This is a genomic window from Massilia agilis (assembly GCF_024756255.1).
In the GTDB taxonomy this organism is placed as follows: domain Bacteria; phylum Pseudomonadota; class Gammaproteobacteria; order Burkholderiales; family Burkholderiaceae_D; genus Telluria; species Telluria agilis.
The window spans coordinates 251,987-261,786 of record NZ_JANUHB010000002.1 but is presented as its reverse complement, the minus strand read 5'-3'; the positions used below and the strand labels follow the sequence as shown (position 1 = coordinate 261,786).

Annotated in this window: 9 protein-coding genes; all 9 read left to right on the top strand. The window is 62.6% G+C overall.

The genetic code is table 11. The features are described 5' to 3' along the window. The first annotated feature begins 58 nt into the window (after positions 1-58). From NX774_RS08060 to NX774_RS08020, 9 genes are read left to right on the top strand one after another with little or no spacing between them, the layout of a single operon-like run. The gene (locus tag NX774_RS08060; RefSeq protein ID WP_258821662.1) at positions 59-1,765 is read left to right on the top strand and encodes a GspE/PulE family protein; all 1,707 of its coding nucleotides are present in this window, start codon (positions 59-61) and stop codon (positions 1,763-1,765) included. A gap of 3 nt (positions 1,766-1,768) precedes the next feature. Continuing rightward, positions 1,769-2,998 carry a type II secretion system F family protein gene (locus NX774_RS08055; RefSeq protein ID WP_258821661.1) on the top strand — a complete coding sequence of 410 codons (1,230 nt, stop codon included), beginning with the start codon at positions 1,769-1,771 and terminating at the stop codon, positions 2,996-2,998. Further along, positions 2,999-3,580, top strand: coding sequence for a pilus assembly FimT family protein (locus NX774_RS08050; RefSeq protein WP_258821660.1), 582 nt, complete (start codon positions 2,999-3,001; stop codon positions 3,578-3,580). Positions 3,581-3,632: 52 nt separating this feature from the next. Continuing rightward, positions 3,633-4,142: a prepilin-type N-terminal cleavage/methylation domain-containing protein gene (locus tag NX774_RS23375; protein WP_307731161.1), complete on the top strand. Its 510-nt coding sequence runs from the start codon at positions 3,633-3,635 to the stop codon at positions 4,140-4,142. Between the two features lie 54 nt (positions 4,143-4,196). Beyond that, positions 4,197-4,712, top strand: a complete 516-nt coding sequence (locus NX774_RS08040) for a prepilin-type N-terminal cleavage/methylation domain-containing protein (protein WP_258822723.1) — start codon at positions 4,197-4,199, stop codon at positions 4,710-4,712. Then, complete coding sequence (locus NX774_RS08035) at positions 4,702-5,265, top strand: type IV pilus modification PilV family protein (RefSeq protein ID WP_258821659.1); 564 nt, start codon at positions 4,702-4,704, stop codon at positions 5,263-5,265. The genes NX774_RS08040 and NX774_RS08035 overlap by 11 nt, the downstream gene beginning before the upstream one ends. 8 nt (positions 5,266-5,273) lie before the next feature. Next, positions 5,274-6,182, top strand: coding sequence for a prepilin-type N-terminal cleavage/methylation domain-containing protein (locus NX774_RS08030; RefSeq protein WP_258821658.1), 909 nt, complete (start codon positions 5,274-5,276; stop codon positions 6,180-6,182). After that, entirely contained in the window at positions 6,179-6,628 is a 450-nt protein-coding gene (locus NX774_RS08025) for an agglutinin biogenesis protein MshP (RefSeq protein ID WP_258821657.1), read from the top strand. The genes NX774_RS08030 and NX774_RS08025 overlap by 4 nt, the downstream gene beginning before the upstream one ends. Positions 6,629-6,654: 26 nt before the next feature. Then, positions 6,655-9,723 (top strand): DUF6701 domain-containing protein, encoded by a 3,069-nt coding sequence (locus tag NX774_RS08020; protein ID WP_258821656.1) that lies wholly within the window; start codon positions 6,655-6,657, stop codon positions 9,721-9,723. Positions 9,724-9,800 lie beyond the last annotated feature (77 nt).

Here is a 9,800-nt window from a genome sequence, read left to right as displayed (position 1 = left end):
TGGGCTGCGTTCTGGCATACAATGGCCGCGCGATCGTAACAGGTACGGAAAGGAACACATGGCAAGGCCCGAAAAAGTCCGGCTCGGCGAGATACTGGTCCAGCAAAAACTGCTGAGCGAGGAGCAACTTTCTGCCGCGCTGGCCGACCAGAAGCGCACGGGCCGCAAGCTGGGCCGGGTGTTCGTCGAGAACGGCTATGTGACCGAAGAGCAGATCTGCGGCGCGCTGGCGCGCCAGCTCAACATCCCGTACATCAACCTCAAGTTCTACAACATCAACGCCGACGTAGTGCGGCTGCTGCCCGAAACCGCCGCGCGGCGCTTCCGCGCGCTGGTGCTCGAAGACCGCCGCGAGACGGTGCTGGTGGGCGTGGCCGACCCGACCGATTTGTTCGCGTACGACGAGATCGCGCGCCTGCTCAAGCGCGGCGTCGAGCTGGCGGTGGTCAACGAGACCGAAGTGCTGCAGGCGATCGACCGGATCTACCGCCGCACCGAAGAGATCACCGACTTCGCGCGCGAGGTGGAACAGGACCTGGGCGACGCGTTCGTCGATTTTGGCGCGCTGGCCGCCAACCCGGGCCTGGAAGAGGCGCCGATCGTCAAGCTGCTGCAGTCGGTGTTCGACGACGCCGCCCAGGTGCGCGCCTCGGACATCCACATCGAGCCGCAGGAATCGCGCCTGCAGATCCGCTTTCGCATCGACGGCGTGCTGCACCTGCAGACCGAGGCCGACATCAAGGTCGCAACGCCGCTGGCGCTGCGCCTGAAGCTGATGGCCGACCTGGACATCTCGGAAAAGCGCCTGCCGCAGGACGGCCGCTTTGCCGTCAAGGTCAAGAACCAGCGGCTGGACGTGCGTATCTCGACCATGCCGACCCAGTACGGCGAATCGGTCGTGATGCGCCTGTTGAACCAGGCCGGCACCCGGCTGCGGCTGGACGCCATCGGGATGCCGCCGGAACTGGTCGAGCGCTTTCGCGCGATCGTGCAGCGCCCCAACGGCCTGGTGCTGGTGACCGGCCCCACCGGCAGCGGCAAGACCACCACCCTGTACAGCGCGCTGGCCGAGCTGAACTCGGTGGAGAAAAAACTCATCACCGTCGAGGACCCGGTCGAGTATCGCCTCGCCGGCATCAACCAGGTGCAGGTCAACGACAAGATCGAGCTGACCTTCGCGCGCGTGCTGCGCTCGGCACTGCGCCAGGACCCGGACATCGTGCTGGTGGGCGAGATGCGCGACCAGGAGACCGCCCAGATCGGCCTGCGCGCCGCAATGACCGGCCACCTGGTGCTGTCGACCCTGCACACCAACGACGCCGCCAGCACCCCGCTGCGCCTGATGGACATGGGCGTGCCGCGCTACATGGTCGGCGGCTCGCTGCAGGCGGTGCTGGCGCAGCGCCTGGTGAGGGTGATCTGCGAAAGCTGCACCACCGAATACCAGCCCACCGCCACCGAGCAGGGCTGGCTGCGCGCCGAGCTGGGCGAGCACGTCGAAAGCACGCGCTTCTTCCATGGCAAGGGCTGCTCGCACTGCAATGGCACCGGCTACCGTGGCCGTACCGGCGTGTACGAGCTGCTCGAGATGACGCGCCGCGTGACGGCCGCTGCCAACCACCCGGATCCGGGGCACTTCCTCAAGGTGGCGCAGATGGAAATGGCCGGGAACACCTTGCGGCGCCACGCGGTGCAGCTGGCAGTGCAGGGTCGCACCACGATCGTCGAGGCGATGCGCGTGTCGAACCAGTTCGTCGAGGAATAATCGGTGCCGTCGTTCGCCTACAAGGGCCGCGACGCCAGCGGCAAATTGATGCAGGGCGTGCTGGAAGCGGCGGACGCGAACGCCTGCGCCGACCAGCTGTTCGGCTCGGGCGTGACGCCGATCGAGATCACGCCCAGCCGCAAGAAGGCCGGAGGGGAAGGCAAGGGTATCTGGGCGCGCCTCACCGAAAAGAAGGTGACCTCGCTGGACGTGCAGCTGTTCTCGCGCCAGATCTACACCCTGCTCAAGTCGGGCGTGCCGATCATGCGCGGCCTGGCGGGACTGCAGGAATCGGCCATCAACAAGTCGTTCGCCACCGTCATCAAGGACCTGCGCGAATCGCTCGATTCGGGCCGCGAGCTGTCGGTGGCGATGAAGAAGCACCCCGCGTGCTTCGATAACTTTTATCTGTCCATGGTCCGCGTGGGCGAAATGACAGGCCGGCTCGAAGAGGTATTCCTGCGGTTGTTCGACCACATGGAATTCGACCGCGACATGCGCGAGCGGGTCAAGACGGCGATGCGTTACCCGTCCTTTGTGATGGTGGCGATGGTCGCGGCGATGGTGGTCGTGAACGTGTTCGTCATTCCGCAGTTCGAGAACGTGTTCAAGCAGATGCACGCCGAGCTGCCGCTGATGACGCGCATCCTGATCGCGACCTCGCGCTTTACCGTCGAGTCCTGGCCGGTGCTGCTTGCGCTCGCGGTCGGTGCGGCCGTGGGTTTTCGCAGCTGGATCGGTACCGCCCGGGGGCGCCTTGCCTGGGACCGTCACAAGCTGCGTATTCCGATTGCGGGCAAGATCATCCACAAAGCCACGATGGCGCGCTTCGCGCGCAGCTTTGCGTTGTCGATGCGAAGTGGGGTACCGATCGTGCACGCGCTGACCGTGGTGTCGCAGACGGTCGACAACGCATTCCTCTCCGCACGCATTGAGCTGATGCGTGACGGCGTCGAGCGCGGCGAGAGCATCGTGCGCACTGCCACCAATGCCCAGGTGTTCACGCCGATCGTGCTGCAGATGATCGCGGTGGGCGAGGAGTCGGGCTCGCTGGACGACCTGATGGATGAAATCGCGCAGATGTACGAACGCGAGGTCGATTACGAACTCAAGACCCTGTCGAGCCAGATCGAGCCGATCCTGATTATTTTCCTCGGCGTGATGGTGCTGGTGCTTGCTCTCGGCATCTTCCTGCCGATCTGGGATCTGGGCAAGGCGGCCCTGCACAAGTAGATGACGCGCGGCGGTGACAACCTGAGCGCAGTGCCGGCTTGCGGGGTCCTGCCGGGCCGAAGAGCGCAAGACGGGTTCACGCTGTTCGAATTCGCGGTCGCCGCGACTGTGCTGGCTGTGCTGGCAGGCGTGTTGCTGATGCGGATTGCGTTTTACCAGCAAGAGTCCGAGCGGGTCGCCGTCCAGCAAGTTGTTGCCACGCTGCGCACCGCGCTGGCATTGCGTGCGGGAGCCGTGTCGCCAAAGGGCGACCGCGCTGCCATGCTGCGACTGACTGAAGAAAATCCGCTGGACTGGCTTGAGCGCAAACCCGCGAACTATTTGGGCGAATATTACTCTCCGGAACTGAAACAAATGCCGCACGGAAATTGGGTGTTTGATCGACGCGACAAATGCCTGATTTATTTACTCAACAGTCCCAAAAGTTTTAGCTCTGAGGCATCAAAGTTTCTTAAGTTCAAGGTAGAATACAACGAGCTAGGAAGGCGGGCTGCGGGAGAGCGGTTCGGGCCCACAGAGGTCTCGCAAGGCGTCGCACTGATCCAATTGACTGGCGAGTCCGATGCCACAGCTGACCCATAGAAATCAATCTGCGGAGCGTTCCGCGAGATATTCATCAAGTCTGGAGAATTCAATGAAGAAAAGCTTTAACAATGCCGCACAGGCCGGTTTCACGCTGATCGAACTGATCGTCGTGATCGTCATCCTCGGTATCCTGGCCGCCACCGCGCTGCCGAAGTTTGCCGATATGAGCAACGATGCCCGCACAGCGGCTGTGCAAGGCGTGCGCGGCTCGCTCACCTCGGCTGCCGGCCTGGTGCACGCGCAGGCGATTGTCAGGGGGCAGACCGGTGCAACCGGCTCTGTGTCGATGGAAGGTGTTGCCATCGCTACCGCGTATGGCTACCCCACCGTGACTTCGATCGTCACCGCGGCCAACATCGATGGCATGACCAAGTTCACCAGCACTGACAGCGCGGTCTCCACCAACAATCTCCCGACCTTGACCACCGATGAAGTCGGTTTCCTGCCCTCGGGCGTGGCGATGACTGACACCAAGGCTGCGACCTGCTACGTCAAGTACACGCAAGCCACCGCCACGAACACCACGGCGTCGGCTAGTGCGGTCACCAGCGGCTGCTGATCAGTTGATCCAATAAAGGCAGTGACCGGCCCCGATATTCGTATTCCGGGAGTCATGTTGCAGTACTGCCAACCACGCCGATCGGGGCAAGGGTTCACGATGGTCGAACTGATCGTCGTCCTGGTCCTGGTCGGCATCCTCGGCGCCATTGGCGCCGCGCGTTTTTTTGACCGGCGCGATTTTGACGCGAGCAGTTTCAGCGACCAGGCGCGTTCGGCCTTGCGGTATGCGCAAACCGTGGCCATCGCCCAGCACCGCCCGGTTTATGCAATCCTCGACAGCACGTCCGTTCGCTTGTGTTTTGTCGCGGGAGCGACATGCGTCGGATCCGAGGTGGCGGCCCCGTTCGCCGTCAGCACCGGCGGCCCCTGCACCTCCTCGAAGTGGTATTGCGTGCGCGTCCCCCAAGGCGTGAGCGTGAGCCAGGTCGTCAGCGTCGCGTTCGACGCACTTGGCCGTCCCACTGACTCAGCCGGCAACCTGCTCGCCGCCTCGGTAACAACAAGCGTCTCCGCGGGCGCCATGACGGTCCCGATCACGCTTGAGGCCGAAACTGGTTATGTACACTAGAAAGGCCCGCCGCGCGCGCGGCGTTACCCTGGTTGAGCTGGTGTTGTTCATCGTCATCGTCAGCATTGCGGTGGCCGGCGTCCTCGGCGTGCTCACCTTCACGACCAAACATGCTGCGGATCCGCTGCGCCGCAAGCAGGCCTTGCTGCTCGCGGAGGCGCTGCTGGAGGAAGTAGAGCTTGCCGATTTCACCTACTGCGACCCCAATTCGGAGGGCGCCGAACTGGCCACTTCCGTGGCTGAGTGCAAGGTTCCAGAGAAGTTCGGCCCCGAGGGCGAGAGCCGGCCGTTCAACAACGTGAACGATTACGCCGGCTCGGCCACACCCTTCAACGACGCCAGCGGCAAGCTGGTGGACGTGAATGGCGACGACATGGGACTGGCCGGCTATTCGGCCAGCCTTCAAATCGTGCCGGAGAACCTCGGCGGAATCGCTGGGAACACGCAGGATGACCCCAACGTGCTGCGCATCAGCATCACGGTCACGTATGACAACGGCCAATCGGTACGACTGGACGGGTATCGCACGCGCTATGCGCCGCAAGTGCAATGAGGTTGCCCATGAAAAAGTTCGATCGGCCGCGCGGATTCACCCTGGTTGAGGCGATCGTCGTCATCGTGATCATCGGGATCATCGCGGGCGTGGTGGCAGTGTTCATCCGCATGCCGATGCAAGGATATGTCGAGAGCGTGGGGCGGGCCGAACTGGCTGACGAGGCCGACCTGGCGCTGCGCCGGATCGCGCGCGACCTGCGCCTTGCCTTGCCAAACAGTATCCGGGTGCCCGCGGATGGTCATGAGATTGAATTCCTGCAGACCAGCACCGGCGGGCGCTATCTCGCGGCCGACGATGGCGCTGATGATCCTGCAAACAACAAGTTCGCGCTAAACTTCGGCAATCCGAGCAGCACTTCTGTCTGGTTCACTGTCGCGAACCCCATGCCGAGCATGATCGGGCGCTTGGCCGTGGGCAACTACGTCGTTGTCTACAACTTGGGTGCCGGTTACGATCCAGCCGACGCCTACCGGCTCAACGAAAGCGACTCCGCCGGAATCAATATTGCCCAGATTACCGATGTCACGACGGACGCGGCGGGCACCAGGATTCGGATCGCCAACAATCCATTCGTTGCGCAAAATCCGCCGATGCCGTCGCCCAACCACCGGTTCCAGGTGGTCACTGGCCCGGTCACTTATCGCTGCGAGTTACAAGGTGACGTCCGGGTGCTCAAGCGCTACTGGGGCTACGGGATTGCCCGGAACCAGCCCGACCCGCCGTCTGGCAGCGGTACCAGGAGTGCCATCTTGGCCGAGCGCGTGGATAGTTGCGACAACCTTTTCCGCTACACCGGCCGGGTTGCCGGAGAGCGCAACGGCCTTGTTGTCGTGTCGCTGCCGCTCAGATCGCGCAACACGGCCGATCCGCCGATCCGTCTTGTGCATCAGGTACACGTGGACAATACGCCATGAACCGAGACTCTGACATTTTCCGTCGTGCCCGGCGCAGCGCCGGGGTCGGCATCGTGACCGCAATCTTCCTGTTGGTCGTGCTGGCCGGGCTGGGCGTTGCGATGATCACTGTGTTTACATCCCAGCAATCCGCTTCGGCGCTGGACGAGCAGGGCGCACGCGCGTACCAGGCGGCCCGGGCGGGCATTGAATGGGGACTGTACCAGCAGCAGATTGCCAGCAGCTGCGTGAAGGCGAAGACGTCGTTCGGCCTGCCTCCCGGCACTTCGTTGTCTGGTTTCACCGTTAGCGTCACCTGCGAGCAACTCGGCAACGACGAGGACCCGTTGGCGCGCTGGGTGATCCACGCGTGGGCCTGTTCCGAACCCGCTGCCGACGGCAACTGCCCCAACGACAACCCCAGCAACGCCGATTACGTGGCGCGCGAAATGGAGGTGCAGATATGAGTTGGCTCCGGCGCTTGCGTGCATGGATGGCCGTCGCATTCGCACTTGCCTTGGCCACACTGGCGCCGTGCGCGTCCGGCCAGAATGTGACGCTCCGCTCCAGCCTGGCCGGTAACCTCGACTTCACCGGCACAACGGCGACTATGCGTACCAGTGGCGGTACCGGCAGCTCCACGTGCGCGGTGCGGCGCAGTACGGACACGCTGAGCAAGACGCTGACGGGCGTGCCCCAAGGCGCCACCGTTGTCGCAGCCTACCTCTACTGGGCGGGCTCCGGTTACTTGGACCAGGATGTCAGCTTCCAGGGACAGCCCATCCACGCCGACCGCACCTATTCCGCGACTTTTCCCGGCAACGGCAATGCCTACTTCAGTGGCGTCGCCGACGTCACGAGCTTGGTCAAGGGCAATGGCACTTATACGTTCTCCGGTTTGACCATCAGTACCAGCTCGGCCTATTGCTCGGTGGAGGGCGTGCTCGGTGGCTTTGCCCTGCTGGTGATCTATTCCCACCCCGACGTACCGTTCCGCGTCTTGAACCTGTACGAAGGGTTCCGGTACACGCACTCGCCAGAGCAGCCCAGCTTTACCCTGGACTTGACCAATTTTACGGTGCCGTCTCCGCTGAACAACAATACTGCGCGCATCGGGCACATTACCTGGGAGGGCGACGACACCTTGAGCGGGCCCGGCGAAAACCTCAAGTTCAACGGTACCGTGCTGAGCGATCCGACCTTGGTTAACGGCTTACCGATCAATCCGGCGAATAACCAGTTCAATTCCAAGAGCAGCATCAACAACGATCCGGCCTCGTGGGGCATCGACTTCGACGCGTACACGATTGGGGCGCCGATCATCCAGGCCGGCGATACCAAGGCCACGACCGTGTACTCATCGGTCCAGGACCTGGTCTGGCTGAGCGCGGAGATCGTCGCGGTGCCGAACATTCCGGTGGCGGACCTGGCGCTCACGATGGTGCGCACTGGCGATCCATCGCCCGGGGCGATCGTCAACTACACGCTCACCGTCACCAACAACGGCCCCTATGAGGATGGCGGTCCGATCACGGTCGTCGACAAGCTGCCCGTCGGCATGGTCTTGCAGTACGCGTCCGGTACGAACTGGACCTGCAGCGCCTCCGGAAACACGATCACCTGCCAGTACAACGGAACAGTCGCGAACGGGCAAACATTACCGCCGCTCACGGTGAGCGCGCAGGTGGATGCCTCAGGCACAACCAGCTTTCACAACGAAGCCTCGGTCGCGACCAGCCCCAGTCGATTCGACAATACGCAGGCCAATAACACCGCGTTCGATGATTCGACCGATTCGACCTTGATCGGTGCCGAATATGTGTTCACCACCAAGGCCTGTCCCGACGGTGCGCGGATTGGCGATTCGACCACTTGTCCCCGGTTTGTCGGTCCGCTGCTCGCGGCCACATTACAACCATTGTGGGTGACTCTGCAATCCGGTGGCTATGCGGTATCGCAGTCCAATAGCAGCAACAAGTCACTGCGCTTTGCGCTTGGTTGCGTGAACCCGACCAGCGCCAACGGCAAGGTCGCGACCTTGACCACTTCAACGACCTTGACGCTGAATTCGTGTTATTCCGGCACGGTCAACACCTATGCGCAATGGACGGGCTACTTCAGTGCGGCGTTCGGCAAGACCCCGTCGGCATATATCGGGCAATTCAAGTATCCGGACGTGGGCATCATTCAACTGGATGTGCAGGAAAATAATGGGAGGAATGGCTCGGCCAGGTTTGTATCCTATCCGCAGGTGAGCTATGTATCGATCACCAACATCAACGAAAACGGCGACAATCCGGGCGGTGGGCAGCCGTTCTCGATGGCGGGCGAGCCGTTCAGTGTCGCCATCAAGGTGGCGGACGCCGACGGCAATTTTCCGCCGAATTTCGGGCACGAAGCGGCTCCTTACGGCCCGGTGAGCGTGGCGCTCGGCCCCGATCCGAGCAAGATCAGCGCCACCTTCACCGGGCCGGCAGGCGGCGTCTATACTGGCACGGTCACCTATACTGATCTCGGTAGTGTCGACCTGGCCGCGACCATCTCCGGGCAGCCCGGGCAGGGCTGGGGAACGGGGACCTATTTCGGCCATTTCGTGCCGGGCGCGACCTATACGACGAGGACCGTGGGCTACTTCTATCCCGCCTATTTCACGACGGTAGCAACCGGTCGGATGACCTGCCTGCCGCGTATGCAATGCCCGACCGGCAAGCTTGCAGGCGGTGAGGACCGCGCCATCGGCACCGCGGCCTATTCGGCCCAGCCGTTCCAGGTGGACGTGCGTGCATTCAATGCTGCAGGCACCGACAAGACGGCCCAGATGGCCAGCATACCGGCGTTCACAATCACGCTCGATCCATACAGCGCCCCGGGCCCAACTGGCATCACGGCGGGCACGCTCGCCGCCAACACGCTGCCCTCGAGCGCGACATCGTTGTCTACCTCCGCTCCGTCGTTCAAGCTGGCGGTGCCTTATGTCACTGGCCAGGCGCGTGCTGCCTGGACCGCGCCGACCTCCGCCTATGTGCGCGCCACCGCCAAGTTCAAGCGCGTGGCCGCCGCGGCGCCAGATTATTATGTCGAGAAAACTGTCACCTCAAATCGCGGGGCAGGCGGCTTGTCGAAAGAGGGGGGCGTGCAAGTTGTCGCAGGTCGCCTGTTGGTCGCCAACTCCAACGGTTCAGAACTGTTGAAGCTGCCCCTGCATGTGTATGGCCAGTACTGGACCGGAACGTCGTGGGACAACAATCCCAACGACAATACAAGCCAGGTCAAAAACATCCCATACTTTAGTAGCTGTAAGAAGAAGCTGCCAGGCGGCGGCACGGTAGACGACAGTACCTGCGGTGCGTTCGCCTTGCAGAGTCTGCCCTCAGGAACGTGGCTGCAGCTGGCCGAGGGTGGGCAGGCCACGTTCTGGCTCAAGGCCGCCGGCGCGGGCAATGCTGGAAGTGCGTCTGTGACGATGGATGCAGCACTCGCGCCGTGGCTGCCCAGCACGACCGGGAAAGTGGTGTTTGGTGTCTACAAGAGCCGGCTAATTTACATTCGTGAGGTTTATTAGCGACAAGGCTTTCCAAGCGGAAACGAAAGGTGACTATTTTCATCCGGAATACTAAATTTCCGTAAAGCCAGCCCTCA